Origin of the sequence: Methanosarcina sp. 2.H.A.1B.4, assembly GCF_000979385.1 — an archaeon.
GTDB lineage: Archaea > Halobacteriota > Methanosarcinia > Methanosarcinales > Methanosarcinaceae > Methanosarcina.
In genome coordinates, this window is record NZ_JJOV01000085.1 from 28,570 (window position 1) to 49,985 (window position 21,416).

Genomic DNA, 21,416 nt, shown 5'->3' on the forward strand with positions numbered 1-21,416 from the left:
GAAATATTCTGAATGGTTGTAATCTATTTTATACGATATTTTACTGCTGAAGCGACACGATATTCCAGGCAGCCTCTATAGAAATAAGAAAACATAACCCTACAGGCTGCCTGGAATTTTGAGTTTTACAATTGAGTAATATCCCTTTCATTTTTTAGTTTTGTTTCATTTCGACAAAAATAGGTCAATTTTCACAGATCAACATATATTATTCAATTTCTTAATAAATTTATTTCCATTCTTGAACCAATTTCTCTGTGGTTTTTAATGCATCTTCTTCTCAGAAAAAGTCCTACTCTTTCTGTTTTTTAAAAGCCTTGTCTGCTTTTTCAACCTCGTTGTCAAGCTTTATACTGAGAGTTTTCCTCTTTCTTCTCTTTCATCTTGTGAGAAAGCAACAGAAACCACTTTTGCTTGATTGACATGAGAGTATTTTCAAAAAATATTTTTTATGTTTCTGCTAATTTTTGGATTGACTAAGTCTTTTAATTTTAGTTTTTTTCGATTAATAAATTAATTCATGGGGATGTGTGCAAAAAATATTTATAAATGTATCAACTATTCTTAATCATTGACTTTTCTAACTAATTTGTGGGACTCGGAGGTATATCTTTGTATTTCTGTAATATGGTTTCAATTTTAACTTAGTTTGAAATTACAGAATAGTCGCTACAACCCTATTATATGGACACACATTGATATTATTATTTTTTAGAAAATTTAAAGCATACAATACTTATTAACACAATACATAAATTTAAACTATATACTGAGAAAAAAATGTAAAAAACGTTCTTGAATATATAAAAATATACATCCTGTAATACCGGGGGGTAATTCTGGAGTATATTTTCATTACCAAAAAGGATTGAATTTAATCTCTGTAATCTTTGAAACTATTATTCTTCTGTGAATGCTCTGGGAGAAGTATACACTTTTTCAGATTTGATCACAGGATTGCCCCCCGGTCTATTAAACGTCGGATAAAATGATTGGGGGAAAAATGACGTGAAAACAGATAAATATTTGATATTGTTTATTGCACTGTTTGTTGTGATGGTTTCGGTTATGCCCATAAGAGCTACTGATTACCCGTCTAATGGGGAAATTAACTGGAAAGGTCAAACCTGGGATGTCAGATCAGGAACCGGGCAACCAGGGAACAATTACTGGAATAATGAAGGTGTATGGGTCGATGATAAAAATAGAATGCACTTAACAATTGTAAATGATAACGGAAAATGGAAATGCACAGAAATCGACAGCCGGAATAAATTCTTATACGGAACTTTTACATGGAAGGTAGCATCTCCGGTTTTCACTTATGACAAGAATAGCGTAGTTGGATTGTTTACATACCTCGATGATTCCCAGGAATTAGACATTGAAATGGCAAGATGGGGGCAATCAAATGGCAATCAGTTATGGAATTCTGTACAGCCTTACAGTATCAGTGGAAATAGTAAAGGTGCACTGATTCCCTCCCGCATCACGGGAACAAACACAATTCATAAGATTGATTGGCAGCCTACATACATCAGATTCACGTCCACAACGAAAGGCGGAAAAGTTCTTTCCGATTTCAATTATACTAATGTAAATGGTATTCCTACAAATCCCGAATACGTAATAATGAATCTCTGGTTACAGGGTGCTCCATCTGATGGAAAGAATATTGAGCTTATAATCAGTGATTTCTCTTATACTCCATATAAACAATAAATATAATCTACAACTGTTATGAAGAAGCATAAAAAGGAAAGCTTGAGCTTTCCTCTGTTTAGCTTTTATCGACTTTTTTCCTCCCCATCTCAAAAGCCCTTAAATTAATCTCAACTGTCTTCTGCGGCACGAGGGCTTTAACACTCTCGATCAGAGTCTCTTTCGGAATGGGCAGGTAGCCAGAGACTGCCCCGACCATTGCCACGTTCATTGCAAGCCTGTTTCCGGCTTCATAAGCCAGTTCGTCCGCATTAAAGGCTTTTACTATATATTTTTCAGAAAGGACGTCCAGGATTTCCTGGAAATCAGGGTACTTTGCAAGGCCCGATGTGACGGTTACAGGGATGATTGTCTGAGTGTTTACTATAATTACTCCGCCGTCCTTCAGGAAATCAAGATACCGGACTGCCTCCATGGGCTCAAGGGCAAGCATGATGTCTGCGCCTTTTTTAGGGATCATTGATCCGAGATCTGAACCCAGCCTTATGTGATTTACAACCGAGCCTCCGCGCTGCGCCATGCCGTGGGTCTCTGCTGCCCGGATGGGAAGCCCTGAAATTACTGCGGCTTTTCCGATGATGTCCGAAGCAAGGATTGCTCCCTGTCCCCCGACTCCCGTGATAAGGAGATCGAGCTTCTTCTCTCCTTTTACCTGACTCATCTCTTCACCTCCCGGATAGCTTCAAACTTGCAGATCTGCGCGCAGACCCCACATCCGCTGCACAGGGCAGTAATTACAGCGCATTTCTTTTCCTCATCAAATTCGATTGCCGGGCAGCCGAACTTGACGCACTGCTTACAGCCTTCACACTTTTCAGGGTCGACGATGTACGGGACCCGCCTGATCCCTGCTCTCTTTCCTGAGATCACACAGGGCTGCCTTGCTATGACTACAGATGTGCCTTCGAAGTCCTTTGCGGCTTTGAAAGCTTCCTGGGTTGCTTCAAGGTTGTAGGGGTCAACAACAGTTACAAATCCGGCTCCCATAGCCCCGCAGAGTTCGGCAAGCGAGACCTCTACAGTTGGTTCACCGGTAACTGTAAAGCCAACCCCGGGATTTGGCTGGTGCCCGGTCATGGCTGTGATGCGGTTGTCGAGAATGGTGACCGTAATATTGGCTTTGTTGAAGACCGCGTTCAGGAGAGAATTCATACCTGTATGGAAAAAGGTTGAGTCCCCGATAGAACAGCAGATAGGGCGCTTTTCCCCTGCATGGTAAAGCCCGGAAGCTATGCTGATGCTTGAGCCCATGCAGAGCGTGGTCTCAACAGTCCCGCTCTGGATCCCGAGGGTATAACAGCCGATATCACTTGGGTAGATAGCATCCTTTCCAAAGACCTTTCTCATGGAATAGAAGGTTGCTCTGTGAGAACAGCCGGCACAGAGGGCAGGCGGGCGGGGAGCAAGTTCAAGGGGCATTTTTTCAGTTTCTGGTTCGGCATCCAGATCAAAAGTTCTCTTCAAGGCTTCAAGGAAGGCGCTTATGTCCAGTTCTCCTTCTCGCGGGACAAAACCACCCGTTTTCCCGAGAATCGAGACCTCAAGCCCGGCTTCCTGTGCAAGCATCCTTACCTGCTCTTCGACAATCGGCTCAAGCTCTTCGAAGATGAGAATAGTATCAACTGTGTTCAGCAGTTTCAGAATAAGCTTTTTCGGGACAGGATAGGTCCCTATCTTCAGGAAAGAAGCTTCAAGCCCAAGTTCCTGCATGGCCTCTTTTGCGTATACCGAAGCAATGCCTGCACCTATTACCCCGAACTTTGCATCTGGTATTAGTTCCAGGGAGTTCCAGGGAGATTCTGCAAGCTCATCTTCCATTGGCTGCTGGATAGAAAGGATATGGGTATGGCGGGTGCGTGCATTCTTGGGCAGCATGACCCAGCGGTCGAGAAGTTTTTCGAAATGGGGAATCGCTTTTTCTACAGGGATTTCCCCGAGCTCGATATCTGATTTACCGTGCGAAATCCGGGTGGTGGGCCTGAAGATGACAGGGATTTCGAACTTTTCAGAGAACTCAAACGCATATGGAAGCATATCTTTGGCTTCCTGGGGAGTTGAAGGGTCAAAACAGGGCACAAGGGCAAATTGGGCATAGCGCCGTGTATCCTGCTCGTTCTGGGAGGAATGACAGGAAGGGTCATCAGCCACAATGGCAATAAGCCCGCCTTTTGTCCCTGCATAGGCAAGGGTCATGAAGGGGTCGGCTGCAACGTTTAACCCGACGTGTTTCATTGTCACGACAGACCGGACTCCTGCCCAGGCGGCTCCGACTGCCACTTCCATTGCCACCTTTTCATTCACGGACCATTCAATATAGTAGTCCCGGTCCTTCCGGGCCGCAAGGGTATCGATGATCTCCGAAGAAGGAGTCCCGGGGTAGCCTGTAGCCACCTGTACGCCGCCTTCCAAAAGGCCCCGGGCAATTGCCACGTTTCCAAGCATGTACTCGCGTGTAGTCATTTTATGTTCTCCAGCGTTTTAATAATGAAAATATAACTCCAACATCCAAATATTTCATACCTTTCAAACATTTCAAACATAGTTTTGATCAATAAGTTAATGAATAGAAATTCCGGAAAAGGACAACTCCGGTAAACAAAACATGCTGTCCGCAAACCACGTAAAACTTTTGCATTATTCAAATAACACGATCAATAATATACTTTCGGATAATTGTCCGGAATTTTCTCATTCAGGGCTGCAGCCCCAGCTAATTGAAGGCGTTAAAAATGAAAAAGCTGCAGGGAGATCAAAAATACCCATCAGTTGCCCAAAACCTATGAATCAATGAATGGATCAATGAGTCAATGAATCAATGAATGGATCAATGAGTCAATGAGTCAATGAGTCAATGAGTCAATGAACCAATGAATCGGATTTTCCCCGAAACTCTGCAAGAAACTCTGCAAGCTTTGCAATCTCTTCCAGCTCAAGGTCGAGTTCTTCGCCTTTCAGGGACGCTTTGAAAAGTTCTCTTTTTGCAGGGATCTCAGCCACGACATTCACGCAATTCACGGAAGCCAGCATCTCTTCCCTGATATCCGGCTCAACCCTGTTAAGCACAAAATAGACTTTACACCCGCACTGTCCTCCAAAATCTTCAAATTTCTTTGAAAGTTTGAGGGATTCGTAGGAAGGATCGATAACTACCAGGATCAGGTCAAAGCCTTTATCAACGCCGCGCCCGAAATGTTCCGTGCCGGCTTCAGTGTCAACAATTACTACATCGTCTTTTCCGAGGTCGAGGTTTTCGAGAAACTCTCTTGTCAGGACTCCCATAGGACAGGCACATCCCTCTCCGAAATCATGGATCTTGCCAACAGCCATCAACCGGAGATTCCCCTTCTTTTCCACAAACTCCGAAGGCAGGTCGGAAAAACTCCACCTTTTCTTAAAGAAGCGAGATTGCTGCTGATTTCCTGAAGCCCCTGGAACGGTAAGCCCTCCGAGAGGAGAGGTCTTCGGAGCCTTCTGCATTTTCTTGAAATCCTGTTTTCCTCCGAAGTACTCCATGAGGTCTCCGGGGGCTGCCATCCCGAGCTGGCTGTGCAGCCCGTAGTTGGACTCATCGATGTCAAGTACCAGGACGTTCTTTGTTTTTGCCATCTGCTTTGCCAGGAGGGCGGAAATCGTACTTTTACCACTTCCTCCTTTCCCACATACTGCGATTCTCATATCCGGTTCACCTACCACAGTAATTTATCTAACTGCCTTTAAAGTTATTTCCTGCCAGATATTGTCCTTACGATAAAGTTTCCTTATTCGTAGGCAAACCCTGAAACTACCTTATGCCTCTAAGGATTTGAAGTTAATAGAAAGTTTTGAAGTTAATAATATCAAGCATCAGGAACAAATTAACAGGATGTAACGGGATGAAACCGGGCGAATTTTTTATTCAAGGGGATTGCGAAGGCTAAAAGGAAAAAGAAAAAATTAAAGGAATTATAGAGGGGGAAAAGAAGCTGAGCTATTTATCCCAGATTTTTGGGGACTATCTGGTGAGCATTATTACGGTGGCAGTTACCCTTTTTCTGATTTTTGCAGTTGACCGCCTGCTTGTCAGGACAAAGATAATTCACACAGACGTGAAATTCGCAAAGCACCTAATTCAGTTCGTCATCCTCAGCATCGGCCTCATTTTTGTCGTGTTCAGCCTCCCAATTGCAGCCCAGTACAAAGAATCGATTCTCAGCCTGCTCGGGATCATTGCCGGGGCTGCAGTTGCACTTTCCTCCACCACTTTTATTGCCAACGCGATGTCCGGGATCATGCTGCGGATCATAAAGCCCTTCAGGGTAGGGGATTACATTGAAAGTGGGAACGTCTTCGGGAGAGTCACCGACATTCATATCCTTCACACGGAAGTCCAGTCGATAAACAGGGACCTGGTAACCTTCCCTAACCTCAAACTGGTCTCAAACCCCTTAAAAACGATCAGGACATCGGGGACCATCATCTTCACCTGCGTCTCCCTGGGCTACGATGTCCCCCGCCAGAAAATCGAAAAAAACCTGCTCCTGGCTGCAGAAAAAACCGGGCTTGAAAACCCTTTCGTCCACGTCCTGGAACTCGGGGACTTTTCGGTTACATACAAGGTTGGAGGGCTCTTAAAGAACATTGAGAGCTTGATCACGGCCCGATCGGATTTCAAAAAAGCCGTTCTTGACGCCCTTCACGAAGCTGATGTAGAAATCGTCTCCCCCAACTTCATGAACCAGAGGATCCTGAAAGAAGGGACCGTTTTCATCCCCCCAAAAGAGCCCCTAAAAGTCGAAATGCCTGAAAAGCCTCCGGAAAAGAAACCTGAAGAAATCATCTTTGACAAAGCAATAGAAGCCGAGATTCTGGGAAGGATAGGGTATGTCCTGGAAGTTTTAGATAAGAAGGAAAAAGAACTTGAACAGCAGGTCAGCAGCGTACCTGAAGAGGATAAGAAAGCAGATTTAAAAACAAAACTGGGATTCATTAAAAGCAAAAAAGAAGAAGTAAAAACCGAATTAGAAACCATGAAAAAACAAATCGGAGAAACCGAAGAAAATATAGAGCCGGAAATACGCTCAAGGAAACTTCAAAGTCTTAACCTGAAAGCTGACCATCTGGACATCCAGAGGAAACAACTGGAAAAAGAACTTGAGAATATTCTGGGGAGCGAAAACCTGGGAAAGGTTTGAAATTTACAGGGTTTGGAATTTTTAGACGAGTTGGAATTTACATGAGTTAAAACTTTTAGAGGCAATGTAACTGAAGTTCTGTAAATTCGAAATGCTCTGTATCCCGTTTCTTCAAAAAAACAGAATTTTCTTTTTCATCTATGCATAGGTTTTTACTTCAAATTTTGAAGTAAATATGACCTCAAAACTCTTAAAACATAGAGGTCTTATTCTAATCTCAGTGTTTCACTAATATCGTTATCGATTTTCCTGATAGGCTCTTAGTTGTCAAATTTCCTTTTTATCAACTCATCTGAAAACTTCTCTCCACGCCCACATGCTCACGAAGTGAGCAGATATCGGGCGGTCACTGGCAAAAAAGAAGAAAAATTGGCTCTAAGCCTTCGGGAAAATCAATAACGACATCAGTAAGGCACTGTTTTAACATAAGTGTTTAACCCATTTTTATTTATTATCTATGTACAGTACTCGTTATTAGATATAGGGGGAACAACACTATTCGGATAGGCTCTATAATAATAGCAATATATTCAAAAAAATCTTTGAAATGAATGCAATAAATCCTCCAAAGTGTACTGATCTTGATTACGAGCTCATCCCAAAACCCATTTTTAATCTCACTTATCAGAATTATTCAGGATTGCTTTAATAATCGAAAGCCAGATTTGTTACTCAAGTACGTGACCCAAAGAAGCAAATTTTGAGTTTTGGGATAGGCTCATAATGAATACAATATTATTTCAATGTGATCTGCAGAAAACAATTCAACCGCGTAAGTGCTATTTATTTAATACTCAATATTAAATAGATATCCGTGGTTATAGTTGTTGAATATTGAATTGGAATAAGTTCTTCAGGGATAGAACTATTAGTAATGATTAAGGGGGGAAATATAGCCAGAATAGGAGTCGTAAGACCTAAAGTAACGAACTTCCAGGATTGGAAAGGAAAATTTGACAAGAGGATGACGGTTTGATAGAATAGCGATGGACTTTACATGAGCTGTATTATGATGAATCCTATTAAGAGGCTTATGTCGTTCATACCGAGCTAGTTTCAAAATCCCGATTATTCATGTTTTTATCTAAAGCAGATTTTCCATTTGACTTGATGATCTTGATTTCTTTACTCCGAAAAATTGGCATGGAAGGATTAGAGGTAGTTTTGAAACAAGCTCACCTTGAAAGATGAAAAATTGGACATGGCAAAACAGCATGTAAGAATTTCAAGCTTTTGGAAAGCGGACCGAAATTAGTCTCTCTGGCAATCGACACTCAATTCTTCCAGGAGGAGACAAGATTGAAGAGATTGCATACTGGAGATTTGGTCTTGAATTTTTATCAATGTGGGGGTAGGTAATGTTATGACTGACGACAGAAAGAACCCTGAAACGGTCAGAGCAGACAAACAAGAAACCGGTAGAGTCATGTCGAACCGCGACTGGTGGCCAAACCAGTTGAAGCTCGAGATCCTTCACCAGCATTCTTCCAGGTCCAACCCTATGGGCGAGGACTTCAACTACGCGAAAGAGTTCAAGAGCCTCGACCTGGCGGCTGTGAAGAAAGATCTCGCGGCGCTGATTACCGATTCGAAGGACTGGTGGCCGGCGGACTTCGGTCACTATGGCCCTTTGTTCATTCGCATGGCGTGGCACAGCGCCGGCACCTACCGCGCCGGTGACGGCCGCGGCGGTGGCGGTAGAGGTCAGCAACGCTTTTCGCCGCTTAACAGTTGGCCGGACAACTGCAATCTGGACAAGGCGCGCCGCTTGCTCTGGCCGATCAAGCAGAAGTATGGCCGTAAAATTTCATGGGCCGACCTCATGATTCTTGCGGGCAACGTCGCCCTGGAAACGATGGGATTCAAAACGTTCGGTTTTGGAGGCGGTCGCGAGGACGTCTGGGAGCCGGACAAGGATGTCTATTGGGGCTCTGAGGACACATGGTTGGGCGGTGATAAACGCTACTCCGGTGACCGGGACCTCGAAAATCCGCTCGCTGCCGTGCAGATGGGGCTGATCTACGTCAATCCGGAAGGCCCGGACGGCAACCCGGATCCGATCGCGGCGGCCAGGGATATCCGCGACATTTTCGCTCGCATGTCCATGAACGATGAAGAGACCGTTGCGCTCATCGCTGGCGGTCACGCTTTCGGCAAAACCCACGGCGCCGGCCCTGCGTCCCATGTCGGGCCTGAACCGGAAGCGGCCAGTATCGAGGAGCAAGGCCTCGGTTGGAAGAGCAGCTTCGGCACCGGCAAAGGCGGTGACACGATCACCAGTGGGCTGGAGGTCACCTGGACCAACACGCCGACGAGGTGGAGCAACAACTTCTTCAGGATTCTGTTCGGCTATGAATGGGAATTGACGAAGAGTCCGGCCGGTGCACATCAGTGGCAACCGAAAGGTGGCGCAGGCGCCGGCACGATTCCTGATGCCCACGACCCGTCCAGGCGTCACGCGCCAAGCATGCTGACCACTGACCTTTCCTTGAGGTTCGACCCTGACTATGAAAAGATTTCAAGGCGCTTCTATGAGAACCCGGATCAATTAGCGGAAGCATTCACACGCGCGTGGTTCAAGCTGACGCACCGAGACATGGGTCCGCGCGCACGCTATCTCGGTCCGGAGGTTCCTGCCGAAGAGCTCATCTGGCAAGACCCCATCCCCGCGGTCAATCATAAGTTGATCGATGAGAAGGACATTGCCTTTCTCAAGGGCAAGGTCCTTACCTCAGGGCTGTCGATCTCGCAACTGGTTTCGACCGCCTGGGCGTCGGCGTCTACCTTCCGTGGCTCCGACAAGCGCGGCGGTGCGAACGGCGCACGAATTCGTCTCGCGCCGCAGAAGGATTGGGAAGTCAACCAGCCAGCCGAGCTGGCGAAAGTGCTGAACACTCTCGAAGGTATCCAGAACGAGTTCAACAGCGCGGCTTCTGGCGGTAAGAAGGTCTCGCTTGCTGACCTGATCGTTCTGGCTGGTTGTGCAGGCATCGAGCAGGCTGCGAAGAATACTGGTCACGATGTGACGGTCCCCTTCTCTCCAGGGCGCATGGATGCCTTGCAGGAGCAGACCGATGTGGACTCCTTTGCCTTACTCGAACCGATTGCGGATGGTTTCCGCAACTACCTCAAGGCCAAATACACCGTATCAGCCGAGGCATTGCTGGTTGACAAGGCGCAATTGCTGACGCTGACCGCACCCGAGATGACGGTGCTCGTTGGCGGCATGCGCGTGCTGAATACCAATTTTGGACAGACCCGGCACGGCGTTTTTACCCGAAAGCCGGAAGCGCTAACAAACGACTTCTTCGTGAACCTGCTCGACATGGGTACGGAGTGGAAGGAGGTATCGGACGCCTGGGACATGTTTGAAGGGCGCGATCGCAACACTGGGAAAGTCAAGTGGACCGGTACGCGTGTCGATCTTATCTTCGGTTCGAACTCCCAGCTCCGAGCTCTGGCCGAGGTCTACGGAAGTGCGGACGCGCAGGAGAAGTTTGTCCAGGACTTCGTGGCGGCCTGGACCAGGGTGATGAACCTTGATCGCTTCGACCTCGCTTGACCGAGTCTAAATGTCTTCAAGAGCCTGAAGATCTTCAAAACAAACGACTTTGCTCAGTCTGGAGAAAGGTTTCGGTCACTTGATAAAACAGGGCAGGAAAATATGATTGGCAACCCTGTGGCCAACGTGAGACGTGTCACCATTCCAGCTATTCAGAAAAGTGCAATCGAAAACTTGCTGCAGGCTGATGAGACTTTGGAAGCATCTGTAGAGTCAGAAGGAGTTCGAGGATATATTGAAATAAAGAAGGCTACCCTCGAATTCTCTATTTTTTATCGCGGAATTGCACATTGATTGCTTTCATTTTGACTTTTGGATTGCCTGATTGTTATGCGAGATTACTATTTCCGCAAATTAAGAATCTCTATTAATCAACGAACTCACTCATTCCAGGCCCCACTTCTTCCTGAACTCGAGCTTCTGCTGGCTGTTCATCCAGTGGCTGCCGTCACAGTAGGGCTTGTTCTCCGACTTCCCGCAGCGGCAGAGGGTTACTCTGTTCCGGGATTCGTACATGCTGCCATCTGCGGATTCAATGGGGATACCACCTCGAACCCAGAGGGGACCTTCACAACCTTTTTGTTTGTCGTGAACCAGTACAATAGAAGGTTCAAATTCTTTTTCAAAGGGTTTGCCTGTCTTCTTGTCCCACAGGACCAGCCGTCCTGACGGGCAGACCATGGCTTCCTCTATGGCGGTTTGTCTGGCTTCCGGATCGTCGGATTTTTGTATGAGATCCCTTATTCCTCCAGCCCGCTGGCAGAAACGAGAATGATCGCAGAGCTCGTAGACATCGGTGAGTTTTAGATCAGGACCTTCAAACGTTTCCGCTTTTTCCAGGTAAGGCTTTCTGCTGGCTGTTTCGCTCCCGTCAAAACCGATCTTGCGGTGGGTCCCATCACAGAAGGGCTTATTTTCGGATGAGCCGCAGCGGCATAAAATATAGGATTCCCGCCGGGGGTATTCCTTTATATCAATTAATTCTCTGGTGTGGCCGACGTCATCGGTGACAATTACCTGTTCGAAAAGCGGCACTCCGCCTGTAACCCGATACGGTCCGTCTTTGATTATCTTAATCCTCATTTCTTTCTCATTGACTGCCATAATCATAATCCCCCATTACCTCTTATAATGCAGTACTGGATGTTTAGTCTGACTATTCACCTCTTTGATAATTTCTATAGTTTTCCGACCCACACTCTCTAAAATAAAATGGCATGTAATAGGATTGATCAAATCCTCAACCAGGCAATAAGATGGTTACTGCTGCGGACATATTCGATAGCTATCAGCTCAACTGAGGGTTTCAAGACTGAGGGAGAGGGATCAGAGACAGACGATGATTACGGATTTATATATCTCACTTCTCCACTGGAGATAAAATAAGGTTTATCAAGTCTAAGGGTGCTGGGTGAAACAAAAAATCTTTTAACTTTTCAAAACATATAAGGAAGCGTGAACAATGACAGCGCAATCATTGGTTCTGGCACAGGAGAAATAGAAGTTACGAGTCATGCTGTAACAACGAGTCATGCAGAATTTTCGAGTCATGCTGTAACATTATATGGGATACCGGTTGTTTACATTGTTATTGGAGCATTATTTGTATTATTTATTTTATATTTATACTGTAGAATGACAAGAAAAGAAAGACACTGTATGAGTAAATCGAGTTACTTAAAATTGTTTTTTGCTTTATTTATCCCGCTATTTTTTTATAATCTGTATAATATGTATAACAGTTCCTGGTTTTACAATGTCTATGCCAAATCGTGGTGTAATACTTTCTGGTTTACCCATACTATTTTTATTATTATGAATGCAAGTACTGTATCTATATTGGAATCTATCTTTCCGTATTTATTCATAACTCTGAGTATATTAATAATAAACTGCTATCGTAAACCAGCTTAGAGAGGGGCTTGAAATTAAACTTTTATTGCAAAAACATTTGTTTAATCTGTCATACACGGATATAACGCTAATAATTTCAACGGTGAAAATAGGACCGTTTTAGGTGTAAAGATCCCGCAGCACCTTATTAACTCTGAAGGAGTTATCAAATCTCTTTTTAAATAAATATCTTAAAACTTCCCTCCACGCCCGCATGCTCACCTCATGTTTACAAAATTTTTCAAACATTTCATTGCGATTATGATTAGTAAATGTTTACTAATTTTACAACGCTCATCCTCAGTTTCCGTGAGTGAAGCTTCATGGAACACCTGATTTCTAACAATATAAATACAATTGGTTGCACATTCTATTATTTTTTTATAATTTGAATTCGTAGAGTTTCTTATGGATTTCAGTTTCTCGTTACACTTTACTTCTTTACCTGATTTTTCATATCGAATGATATCAAAAGATTGCAATGAATCGAATAGATTAGAATAATTACTGACTATTGCTTCAGCCTCTTTTTCATTTAATAATTCATTAATAGTGTGTTTCCACTTAGCTTGGTCGCCTATACGACAATTTTGTGGTGGGTTATAGCGGGAAAATAGACTATATAATCCATTAAACGCAATCCATGCCAAAATGAAACTGATGTTATCGTTTTGTTTCTCCGCTAAACCAAACCAATTTGCTATTCTATAAACCTCTTCTTCTAAAGTTTTTTTCTTTTGGATATCAGTTTCAAACTTGAATCCAGATTTCCAGAAATCAGAACTAGCTTTTAGTGAATCATCCTCATCTAAAATATCATTTTTAGATTCAAATGTTATAGTTAAACGAGGCTGTCTATCAAATCCTTCTATCCCTAGACATTTAACTTCGAGAGAATAAACTACTTTTAAGTAAATCATCCTTTGAAGCAATAGTTTTTTTATTTTAGATTGATGTCTGAGGGCACATGTTATTTCAGCAAATTCATCTTCATGATGTCTATCTTTTAGTTTTTCGTTTATTTCTGAAGTTTCGTAAAAAATATCCACATATGTTTTTCCATTTTCATCATCATTTTTAAAATCATACCCGTTAATAATTTCGGACTTTAATAACGGAGGAATAATTTCAAAACGAACACGCCATTTATACATATTTTATCTCTTCCAACTGAGTTTTTATGCTACTTTTTTCAAGATTGCTATACTATGGCCAATTATTATTTCCTATGAAGAATTGATGCCTCTTTTCATACTTAATGCATGTATCCAAAATTCTCGAGCTTTTCTTAGGATATGCTCAGTTGGCTAAAAGGTGTTCATAATATTTTGCAACATTGAAGTAAATATAAAATTAGATTCTCAGCTTCCTCTCTGGGAAACTACTGGATTAGAAGGACTTGGAAACGGAGGATAACCACAAAGCCGGAGTGATTGAGCTCACAAGAGCACCACAAATAGGAAGATGTGGATTCTGAGGAATTTCCTGGTTCATGGAATCATTTTGGGGATGAGAACCAGCCCCGTACTCGGTGTAGATAACGCCGATAATTTCAATGCTAAAAAAGAAACGTTTAGGCGTAAGGATCCCTTAAAGCCTTATTGACACCGAAATTCCTGCGCTCCTCTAGCTTCTTCCTGTTCTTGTCGATCTTTTCCTTCGTGACGAGTTCGAGGCCGGGTCTGGCCTCTTCTATGGGCTTCGTCTCGAACATGCCTGCAGCGGCCGCCTTTGACCAGATATCGTTTCCCTTCCTGGTGCGGATAAATACCGTCGACCAGCCGTCCGGGCTTCCGACTGAACCGGTTGAGATGTCTGCGAGGTTCGAGACATAATCGAGGCAGATGTGGCAGCCGGGCTGCTCGTATTTATGAGTCGCTTTTACTTCTTTGTGAGGAACTGAGAAAAAAGAAGGATTTGAAACGAAAACAAAGAAAGTTTCAGACTTATTTTGAAAAAAACAATTTTCGTGCCTCAGAACTCATAGGGCTCATCATGAAATCAGCCGATTTTTTCATCACAGGCACTTAATTGAGATTATAAATGTATTTTAGAGAAACTTAGAGAAACTTTCTCTTTCATATCAAAATGTCCTTCAGTATTCTCCGCGAAGCTCAGCTTGAATTTCCTCCGCAATCTCACGTGCAGCTTCTTTAGGAGACTCTGCTTTGTAGATGCTTCTGCCTACAATCACCCAGTCTGCCCCTGCAGCAATAACGTCCGAGGCTCTTCCTCCCTGGGCGCCTACGCCGGGAGAGATAATAGTGAGTTTGTCCCCGACGATCTTCCGGATTTTCTTCACTCTTTCGGGCCGCGTGGCTGGTGCGACAAGTCCGAAGGCTCCTGCTTCAAGCGCCATCTTTGCAATTGCTTCTGCAATCGGCTGCATGAAATCAGCGCCACCGGGGTGGCTCATTTCGCTTACAACAAAAACGTCCTTTCGGTATTCGGAAGCAATTTCTATACAGGCATCAAGGCTGTCCCTGCCTGTAAATCCCTGCACAATGACTGCATCGGCTCCGGCTTCAAAGACCTGATCGCAGATTAGGCGGTTAGTGTTGGGGATATCGGCAACCTTGAAATCTGCTATAACCGGGGCGAATTCGGCAAGTTCCCTGATTATGTCAAGCCCTGTAGCAAGTATCAGAGGGTAGCCCACCTTTATTGCGTCCACGAATTCCCAGATGTCTTCTGCAATCTTCAGCGCTTCTTCCCTGTCAGTCACGTCCAGGGCAACGATCATACCGGTATTCCTTTCCATCAAATCACCTCTTTGAAAGGCGTGTCCTCACAGCTGACACAATAAGCGGAAGAGTAATAGTCGCATCTGCGTAGACTGTCACTGATTTTGCATCTTCGCCGACCTTTCCCCAGGACCGGGCTTCGTCAAGAGTTGCCCCGCTCAGCCCGCCGGTTTCCGGATGGTCCATTGTTAGCTGGATTGCGTAGTCAAAAGACCTGGGAGTTATAAGCATAGACTGCAGGATATAGTTCTTGGGGACCCCGCCTCCAAGCAGCATAGCGCCTGCACTTTCAGCCCCATAGCAGATATCTATGAACTCGTGCATATCCGCAAAAGCATCCACATGCAGAGGGTTTCCTTCCTTATAGAGCCAGGCCTGAAGTCCTATTACTGAGTCCTGAAGAGCAGGGCAGTAGACCGGCACACCCATTTCGGCTGCAGTCTTAAGGATGGAGGAGTCATCGTCCAGATTCTTTCCAATTTCGGTAAGAACCTGCCGGATTGAGAGTTTTTCCTGTGGAAGCCCTGCATAAACGCCCTGTAGAAATTCTTCAAGGTCGGTGAAGTGCTGGTCCGGGAGGTAGACATCATAGATCCTGTCAATACATTCATGCCTGAGCTGAATATCATTTGCGCAATCTGAACCTTTATAATGGTGAAGGCCAAGAGCCTCAACCGTGTCATGAACCATATTGGCTCCGGTTGTGACAAGCACATCGATATGACCGTCGCGGATCAGGTCTGCAACAATATTCCTCATGCCTGCAGGCGTCATCGCCCCCGCAAGCCCGAAAAACTTCGTAGTTTTCTCTGAAGCCAGCATCTCATAATAGATATCTACAGCCTCAGCTAGCCTGCCTGCTCCAAAGGCACAGCCGCTGTACTCCCTTACCAGCTCATCTACGGTCATATTCGGAACTATCTTTGCCCCTTTGACCGGATTTGTAAGATCTTTAGCAGAAGCTTCAAAGTCCATTTTTTTTTCCTCATAGATTATAAAACTCTTAAGACGTAACTATAACAAAAATATAAACATTTTTAATAGTTGTTATGTTAAAACGTAGAGATTCTAATATATAATTATTTATATAATTTTCTTAATGCATAAGCGTGTTGAAATAAGTATACAGGCATATAGGAGGTCTGTGAAGTTTGTCGCCTAATAGACTGGCATGAGACACTGAGGTAAGCGTTCCATGTTCAGCATTTTGTTTGAAGTTTTTCTATCCTGCAAGTAACTATGTGAAACTGATTATATGAATTAATTTATGTGAACACCTTGGTATAGATAAACTTTCTCTTAAGGGGACTGCAGGGAAGAACACTTTTCTACAAAAAGGAAAGAAAAAAGCAAAAACCTGCAGGATAAATATATAAATAAATATGGAAAGTTAAAAGATCCAGAGAGTTGAAAGATCCAGAGAGTGGAACGATTCGAGGCAAAAGATGCATGACGAAATAATAAGGTATGAAAACACGGGCATATATTTCGACAGCAAAAAAGTGCTTTCTGGTTTTTCTCTATGCATTCTGAAAGGTAAAAAGATCCTGTTAAAAGGTAAATCGGGAACTGGAAAATCCACTCTACTTAAAATAATTCTTGGATTTGAAAAACCTTCTGAAGGCTCAGTCTATTACAGAGGCGTGCCCTTAAGCCCTCGGGTGGCCTGGCAGGTTCGAAAAGATGTGGCCTATGTTTCTCAGGATATGGATCTCGGCGAGGGACCTGTAAGTGACCTGCTTGATGAGGTCCGTTCTTATCACTCCAACAGGGAGAAAATCGACCCTGAAAAGCTGCATATTTTTATGAGGGAACTCGAGCTGGAAAAAGACATACTTGAGAAAAACTTTGAAAACCTTTCCGGAGGAGAAAAACAAAGGATCGGAATTCTTATAGCCCTGCTGCTTGAAAGAGAGATTTTCCTGCTTGACGAGGCAACCTCAGCTCTCGATTCCGAGCTTAAAAAAAAGGTTGTTGACCATTTCCTTAAACACAGCCACTGGACACTTTTTGTAATTTCACATGATACCGAATGGGAAAGGGATGGAGTGGAGATTATGACTATAGGAAATAATGGATCTGATTGAAAAACTATCCCTAAGGAACAATTTATCGGACTGAAAAACCATCTCGGGAAGTGTTGCGTCCGTCTGTAAGAAGCTAAATGAGTTAAATCTTAAAAAAGGATGGATAAAGAGCCGAATAAAAAGAACTGCACGAAAATAACAAGAGGAATTTTCAGATGGTAAGCCCCGATATATCGATACCTTCCCTTATACTCTGCTTTCTACTGCTTGTGATTCCTCTGGCAATCAGTTACAGGATAAAGCTCCAGATCTCCCGGACAACTATAGATTCTGTTGTCCGCATGACGGTCCAGCTGGGAATGGTAGGCGTGTTTTTGACCTACGTCTTCGATCTGAACAATGGGGCTTTGAACCTGGCCTGGGTTCTGGGAATGGTTACAATTGCAAGCTACACAACCATACGCAATGTAGAACTCAAAATGGAAAAACTGCTTCTACCGGTGATACTTTCCTTTACGGCAGCAAATTTAAGCGTGCTGCTGTACTTCAACGAATTCGTGCTTGACCTTGGAAACCTTCTGGAAGCCCGCTACCTGATCCCAATAGGGGGCATGATTCTTGGGAACTCACTCAGGGGCAACATCGTGGGCATGGGAGATTTTTATGAGGATATCCGCAGAAACGAAAACAGATACCTTTACAGCCTCTCTCTCGGGGCAAGCAGGTATGAAGCCCTCATACCCTATATTCGAAAATGCCTTCGCTCCGCACTCAGGCCTACCCTTGCTAATATCGCAACTGCAGGGGTTGTCTTCCTTCCCGGAATGATGACAGGGCAGATCCTCGGAGGTGCAAGCCCTATCCTTGCAATCAAGTATCAGATTTCAATCATGGTTGCTCTTTATGTGTCCACAGCCATGAGCACTACCTTTAGCATCCTTAGCACTATCCATACCACTTTTGACGAGTATGGGCTGGTAAATAAAGAAATATACAGGGAAAAAGGTACGAGAAAAGGAAAAGGAAAAAAGAAGAACAGGACACATTGGGCTTGACCTTCAGGTTATACATATCCTGTGATGTCCTGCCCTACCGGAGTGCTTTTTCTTACGCATTCCTCACCATACTGGACCATATCCCTGACCGCGTTCTTCAGGATGGAAGGATAGATCTGGCCTACCTGTTCCCACACAGGTTTTCCACGGCAGAAAAACTTGAACGTGGGTGTGCCCTGGACCCCATATCTTTCTGCAGTCCAGGGGTTTGTTGCCACATTTAGCCTGGCAAAAACTGCCGAAGCCCCGTATTCTTTTGCATACTCCGCAAAATACGGTTCCATAGCTTTACAATACGGGCAGGAAGGGCTGTAAAACATTACAATAACAGGTTTCTCAGAACCTTCCACCTGCTGTCCCCAGGTCGCATCCTCAATTTCAAGCACATAATTCTCGTCCAATCAATTACCCCCTTAAAAGAAATTATGAGATAAATGAATTAAATTCAGGAATGAATCCGCTCTTTAAGTTTGAAGAAATATGTGGTTTTTTACGCTAACAGTACTTTATGCTTTAATTAAAGCAATATTTATGTCTTCATGGAATTAAAGTTCACGCATCGGTGGATTCAAGGTTATGAAAACCTGCTGTTTGCAGCCTCTCTATTCCGTAAAACAGGATCTGAAAAATAAAAACACGAAGGTTAAATGGAGTCTGCTAAAAAAATTTGTGTTAGTTTTCCGGTCAGTAAAGAATGAAGTTCGCAAGATATTAAAAGAAATGGAGGAAAGATTAAGAAAAAGCTGGTGAACAGAACTGGAGGAACAGTTCTGTCTTTTTTCGGATACAGTAATTCGTCGGGCAGTTACATCCGGCTTTTTACCCATTGGTGAACTACTTCTAGCTAAAGCATTTGAGCTTCCTGCTTCATACCTCGGAGCAACCTCCACAAGTCCACAGGCCCTACTCGCTGTCCCAGAGGTGAAAATCAAATACTATTTTTTGTTCCTGTTATCCTGTACTTGGTTATCGTGTAGGATTTCAGTACATTCTGATAGGTTTGAAGAATATAATGGTAGTTGATGACGAAAAGAATGTTGGGAAAGTTAACGGGATTCATCTCCAAGCTAAAGCATAGGAGCTTTCTCCCTTCTTTCTCGTAAAAACTTCATGATGGGTCAGAGAACAGAATTCTGCCGGTCAGTTTTTCTGTTCAGACTTCCTTTTTTTCATACTCCGGGTTCATAGTCTCGTCGAAACATGTGCTGCAGATATATTTGTCATCGAGGCATGTTTCTTTGAAATCTACTCTGGGACCACCCGGTTTTGTGGTTGCTTCCTTAAATACATAGAATTTTTCGTTAAACTCTATTGGCTGTCCGCACCTTGTACATACAAAGGGTGGGTTCTCAACCGAATCAATTGCACATTCAATGCATATCAGATCGGACTTCTCCCCGTGAACATCCCTGAATGTGATTGGTTTCATGTCTAGACTGGTGTCCACAACCAGCACATCTTCCTGCAGTTCCCGACCACAGATATTGCAATACTCTTTCATTGTGTCGCCTCCCTTCATCAGAGGATTCCTCACAAAACCCTGTGCTGAGCCTACAAAAGGTTTTATACTTTCCGTGTTTGCACTCATTTAATTCCCCATTTTTAGCCTATTTATCCATATCATACCAGACCGGTCCATTTTTCAGTATTTCTACTCCGGTTCAGTATCTTTCACACCTTTGATCTGAATTTTCACCCTGCCAGATAATATTTAAGCTGCCGGCATTTCAGCCAGAGAAGTCCTGTCCCAAACTGAGATAAAAGCGATAAGGAAGATCACATATTTATTTTTATTCAAATGTGTTCCCGGAAATACTTTACGCACTCAGGCAATAACAATCCGAGAAAACAATATGCAAAATATGTTTCAAACCGCTTTTCAGCTTATGGCTTAAACTTCCCTATGTAAATATAGGTTTTAAGAGTATATACAGTTATTCATTTTGATCGAAATTCAATGAATAATTACACAAATAATAGTTATGGATAGGTTAACTCTTAACTAAAGAATCAGGGGTTTCCTGCTGAGGGTTTATGAATAAAATAAACCTGAAGGAAGAGAACAAAAATAAGCCTGAAGGAAGAGAACAAAAATAAGCCTGAGGAAAGAGAACTAAAATAAGCCTGAGGAAAGAGAACAAAAGTACAATATAGGAACAAAAAATACGTTAATGAGGAAAGTTCAGTACGCAGGGGTAGGAGAGGGGAAATTAAACAAAGAATTTTATTGCTCCTTGATCAATACATAATAAGGGTAAAGAATACTATAAAAGGACTCGAAAAAATGCTTAAGCAGAGATTCGTGCTGGATACTACAGCACTAACGGATCTGCAGACCCGGGAGGTTATGGGCTATACATCCCTTTGTGAGGGGATGAAATCAATACTTGACCTTATAGCCGATGCTCGTCTGCAGTTTGGGATCAGTTGTTATGTTCCCTATCCATCAGTGTACAAGGAGATGTACGAATTTGCAAGCCATAACGGCTGTGACAGGGAGGTTATAGCAAAGATAGATACCTGGCTTGTGAAAAAAGCTCCTGACCGCTATAGAGTCGATGTAACCTCACAGATATTCCACGAATACGTATCTTACATGAGGGAACGGATTAACCGGGGAATGGGGGTTGCAGAAGATGCAATATGGGAGGCAGCAACCGAATGCCTTTTCATGGAAAACCCGCAAAACAAGAAAAAAGAGTATAGGGAAGAAGTTGAAAGAGAAGTTATTGGGGGGATAATCGGCAAATTCAGGAATAAATACAGGGCAGCTCTAAGGTATGGCATCCTTGACAGCGCGCCGGATATTGATGTCCTGATCCTTGCCAAAGAACTTGATGCAGCTGTCGTTGCAAGCGATTACGGAATTGAAAAATGGGCCGAGCAGCTTGGAGTTCGCTTCGTGCCTGCAAACACCTTTCCGATGATGATCAAAGAATATCTTAGGCATACTCCGGAAGGTGAAAAAGAAAAGGGGGATGGGGATAAAAAGAAAAAGGGTCATTCAGAGGAAGCAGAATTTATTTAACAGGCTCAATGGGCCCTGAAAGCTGACAGCTTTAAGGATCTGGACTGCCCTGGTCAGTTTTAGTTTTATATTACGAAGCGTAAAATCCCTGAGTCTTTAGCTCAGGGGATATAAACGTCAACCTAAACTGTTAACCGTTATTGATTCTGTCAATTGTTAAATATTTTCAAAACCTTTGTAATATTAGATTTTGCTGTCACCACAACCTCACAGT

Annotated in this window: 17 protein-coding genes and 1 pseudogene; 7 read left to right on the forward strand and 11 right to left on the reverse strand. The window is 43.6% G+C overall.

The window, feature by feature from the left end; all coding sequences use genetic code 11:
• The first annotated feature begins 1,008 nt into the window (after nucleotides 1–1,008).
• On the forward strand, nucleotides 1,009–1,722 hold the full coding sequence (locus EO92_RS16810; protein WP_052734374.1) for a glycoside hydrolase family 16 protein: 714 nt from the start codon (nucleotides 1,009–1,011) through the stop codon (nucleotides 1,720–1,722).
• Nucleotides 1,723–1,780: 58 nt separating this feature from the next.
• Here EO92_RS16810 and EO92_RS14145 read toward each other — a convergent pair whose 3' ends face one another.
• The 3 genes from EO92_RS14145 to EO92_RS14155 form a co-directional block, all read right to left on the reverse strand.
• Nucleotides 1,781–2,383, reverse strand: a complete 603-nt coding sequence (locus EO92_RS14145; protein WP_048172526.1) for an indolepyruvate oxidoreductase subunit beta — start codon at nucleotides 2,381–2,383, stop codon at nucleotides 1,781–1,783.
• Nucleotides 2,380–4,182 carry an indolepyruvate ferredoxin oxidoreductase subunit alpha gene (iorA, locus tag EO92_RS14150; protein ID WP_048172527.1) on the reverse strand — a complete coding sequence of 601 codons (1,803 nt, stop codon included), beginning with the start codon at nucleotides 4,180–4,182 and terminating at the stop codon, nucleotides 2,380–2,382. Before iorA ends, EO92_RS14145 begins: the two co-directional genes overlap by 4 nt.
• 396 nt (nucleotides 4,183–4,578) lie before the next feature.
• The gene (locus EO92_RS14155; protein WP_048172548.1) at nucleotides 4,579–5,397 is read right to left on the reverse strand and encodes an ATP-binding protein; all 819 of its coding nucleotides are present in this window, start codon (nucleotides 5,395–5,397) and stop codon (nucleotides 4,579–4,581) included.
• A 323-nt stretch (nucleotides 5,398–5,720) separates the two neighbouring features.
• On the opposite strand from EO92_RS14155, the gene EO92_RS14160 reads away from it, so the two are divergent.
• From EO92_RS14160 to EO92_RS14170, 3 genes are all read left to right on the forward strand, one after another.
• On the forward strand, nucleotides 5,721–6,893 hold the full coding sequence (locus EO92_RS14160) for a mechanosensitive ion channel domain-containing protein (RefSeq protein WP_048172528.1): 1,173 nt from the start codon (nucleotides 5,721–5,723) through the stop codon (nucleotides 6,891–6,893).
• A 1,363-nt stretch (nucleotides 6,894–8,256) separates the two neighbouring features.
• Complete coding sequence (gene katG, locus EO92_RS14165) at nucleotides 8,257–10,455, forward strand: catalase/peroxidase HPI (RefSeq protein WP_048172551.1); 2,199 nt, start codon at nucleotides 8,257–8,259, stop codon at nucleotides 10,453–10,455.
• A 30-nt stretch (nucleotides 10,456–10,485) separates the two neighbouring features.
• Nucleotides 10,486–10,749, forward strand: a complete 264-nt coding sequence (locus EO92_RS14170; protein ID WP_235283349.1) for a catalase-related domain-containing protein — start codon at nucleotides 10,486–10,488, stop codon at nucleotides 10,747–10,749.
• Nucleotides 10,750–10,839: 90 nt separating this feature from the next.
• On the opposite strand, the gene EO92_RS14175 is transcribed toward EO92_RS14170, so the two are convergent.
• The 6 genes and pseudogenes from EO92_RS14175 to EO92_RS14195 all read right to left on the reverse strand — a co-directional run bounded on the left by EO92_RS14175 (nucleotide 10,840) and on the right by EO92_RS14195 (nucleotide 16,067).
• Nucleotides 10,840–11,559: a CDGSH iron-sulfur domain-containing protein gene (locus EO92_RS14175; RefSeq protein WP_235283347.1), complete on the reverse strand. Its 720-nt coding sequence runs from the start codon at nucleotides 11,557–11,559 to the stop codon at nucleotides 10,840–10,842.
• A 1,007-nt stretch (nucleotides 11,560–12,566) separates the two neighbouring features.
• Nucleotides 12,567–13,502: a hypothetical protein gene (locus tag EO92_RS14180; RefSeq protein ID WP_048172533.1), complete on the reverse strand. Its 936-nt coding sequence runs from the start codon at nucleotides 13,500–13,502 to the stop codon at nucleotides 12,567–12,569.
• A gap of 419 nt (nucleotides 13,503–13,921) precedes the next feature.
• Complete coding sequence (locus tag EO92_RS19000) at nucleotides 13,922–14,062, reverse strand: hypothetical protein (RefSeq protein ID WP_235283348.1); 141 nt, start codon at nucleotides 14,060–14,062, stop codon at nucleotides 13,922–13,924.
• Nucleotides 14,063–14,095: 33 nt separating this feature from the next.
• Nucleotides 14,096–14,326 (reverse strand): annotated as a pseudogene (locus tag EO92_RS19005) (Coenzyme F420 hydrogenase/dehydrogenase, beta subunit C-terminal domain); the annotation flags it as partial.
• A gap of 117 nt (nucleotides 14,327–14,443) precedes the next feature.
• Entirely contained in the window at nucleotides 14,444–15,109 is a 666-nt protein-coding gene (pyrF, locus tag EO92_RS14190) for an orotidine-5'-phosphate decarboxylase (protein WP_048172536.1), read from the reverse strand.
• 4 nt (nucleotides 15,110–15,113) lie between these two features.
• On the reverse strand, nucleotides 15,114–16,067 hold the full coding sequence (locus EO92_RS14195; protein ID WP_048135059.1) for a deoxyhypusine synthase: 954 nt from the start codon (nucleotides 16,065–16,067) through the stop codon (nucleotides 15,114–15,116).
• Nucleotides 16,068–16,537: 470 nt separating this feature from the next.
• On the opposite strand from EO92_RS14195, the gene EO92_RS14200 reads away from it, so the two are divergent.
• Together EO92_RS14200 and EO92_RS14205 are read left to right on the forward strand one after the other, a co-directional pair.
• Nucleotides 16,538–17,179, forward strand: coding sequence for an ATP-binding cassette domain-containing protein (locus EO92_RS14200; protein WP_048172537.1), 642 nt, complete (start codon nucleotides 16,538–16,540; stop codon nucleotides 17,177–17,179).
• A 155-nt stretch (nucleotides 17,180–17,334) separates the two neighbouring features.
• The gene (locus tag EO92_RS14205) at nucleotides 17,335–18,174 is read left to right on the forward strand and encodes an ABC transporter permease (protein ID WP_048172540.1); all 840 of its coding nucleotides are present in this window, start codon (nucleotides 17,335–17,337) and stop codon (nucleotides 18,172–18,174) included.
• 8 nt (nucleotides 18,175–18,182) lie between these two features.
• On the opposite strand, the gene EO92_RS14210 is transcribed toward EO92_RS14205, so the two are convergent.
• A complete protein-coding gene (locus EO92_RS14210; protein WP_048133304.1) occupies nucleotides 18,183–18,575 on the reverse strand; it encodes a co-chaperone YbbN in 393 nt (130 codons plus the stop codon).
• Between the two features lie 752 nt (nucleotides 18,576–19,327).
• On the reverse strand, nucleotides 19,328–19,762 hold the full coding sequence (locus EO92_RS14215; RefSeq protein ID WP_200895011.1) for a hypothetical protein: 435 nt from the start codon (nucleotides 19,760–19,762) through the stop codon (nucleotides 19,328–19,330).
• 696 nt (nucleotides 19,763–20,458) lie between these two features.
• On the opposite strand from EO92_RS14215, the gene EO92_RS14220 reads away from it, so the two are divergent.
• A complete protein-coding gene (locus EO92_RS14220; RefSeq protein WP_048133309.1) occupies nucleotides 20,459–21,202 on the forward strand; it encodes an RNA ligase partner protein in 744 nt (247 codons plus the stop codon).
• Nucleotides 21,203–21,416: the final 214 nt, after the last annotated feature.

What these genes read in the sequence shown, in the direction of transcription:
- EO92_RS14145 (WP_048172526.1), bottom strand. Translation starts at nt 2,383, where the DNA reads ATGAGTCAGGTAAAAGGAGAGAAGAAGCTCGATCTCCTTATCACGGGA.
- iorA (WP_048172527.1), bottom strand. Translation starts at nt 4,182, where the DNA reads ATGACTACACGCGAGTACATGCTTGGAAACGTGGCAATTGCCCGGGGC.
- EO92_RS14155 (WP_048172548.1), bottom strand. Translation starts at nt 5,397, where the DNA reads ATGAGAATCGCAGTATGTGGGAAAGGAGGAAGTGGTAAAAGTACGATT.
- katG (WP_048172551.1), top strand. Translation starts at nt 8,257, where the DNA reads ATGACTGACGACAGAAAGAACCCTGAAACGGTCAGAGCAGACAAACAA.
- EO92_RS14175 (WP_235283347.1), bottom strand. Translation starts at nt 11,559, where the DNA reads ATGGCAGTCAATGAGAAAGAAATGAGGATTAAGATAATCAAAGACGGA.
- EO92_RS14180 (WP_048172533.1), bottom strand. Translation starts at nt 13,502, where the DNA reads ATGTATAAATGGCGTGTTCGTTTTGAAATTATTCCTCCGTTATTAAAG.
- EO92_RS19000 (WP_235283348.1), bottom strand. Translation starts at nt 14,062, where the DNA reads ATGTTCGAGACGAAGCCCATAGAAGAGGCCAGACCCGGCCTCGAACTC.
- pyrF (WP_048172536.1), bottom strand. Translation starts at nt 15,109, where the DNA reads ATGGAAAGGAATACCGGTATGATCGTTGCCCTGGACGTGACTGACAGG.
- EO92_RS14195 (WP_048135059.1), bottom strand. Translation starts at nt 16,067, where the DNA reads ATGGACTTTGAAGCTTCTGCTAAAGATCTTACAAATCCGGTCAAAGGG.
- EO92_RS14200 (WP_048172537.1), top strand. Translation starts at nt 16,538, where the DNA reads ATGCATGACGAAATAATAAGGTATGAAAACACGGGCATATATTTCGAC.
- EO92_RS14205 (WP_048172540.1), top strand. Translation starts at nt 17,335, where the DNA reads ATGGTAAGCCCCGATATATCGATACCTTCCCTTATACTCTGCTTTCTA.
- EO92_RS14215 (WP_200895011.1), bottom strand. Translation starts at nt 19,762, where the DNA reads ATGAGTGCAAACACGGAAAGTATAAAACCTTTTGTAGGCTCAGCACAG.
- EO92_RS14220 (WP_048133309.1), top strand. Translation starts at nt 20,459, where the DNA reads ATGCTTAAGCAGAGATTCGTGCTGGATACTACAGCACTAACGGATCTG.